Below are 349 nucleotides of genomic sequence, written 5' to 3' on the forward strand. Positions count from 1 at the left end.
GTCAAATAGATTCATAGTCGATTATTTAAGATCTGTGATTTTTGCAACGTCCATATCGTTATAATCTAGATTCTCTCCTGCCATTCCCCAAATAAAGGTATAGTTAGAAGTTCCAGAACCTGAGTGAATAGACCATGGTGGTGATATCACCGCTTGGTGATTATGCATCCATATATGACGTGTTTCTTGTGGTTGTCCCATAAAGTGACATACCGCTTGATCTTGTGGTACATCTAGATAAAAGTACACTTCCATTCTACGATCGTGCACATGAGCTGGCATGGTATTCCATACACTTCCTACTTTCAATTCTGTCATTCCCATTTGTAACTGGCAGGTAGTAATAATT

At 38.7% G+C, this 349-nt stretch carries 1 protein-coding gene; it reads right to left on the reverse strand.

Annotated features, from left to right (window positions below):
* Positions 1–21 precede the first annotated feature (21 nt).
* On the reverse strand, positions 22–349 hold a 328-nt coding region (locus tag IL45_RS14965), incomplete at its 5' end, for a 5-deoxy-glucuronate isomerase (RefSeq protein WP_036579391.1).

Origin of the sequence: Nonlabens ulvanivorans, from assembly GCF_000732625.1 — a bacterium.
GTDB lineage: Bacteria > Bacteroidota > Bacteroidia > Flavobacteriales > Flavobacteriaceae > Nonlabens > Nonlabens ulvanivorans.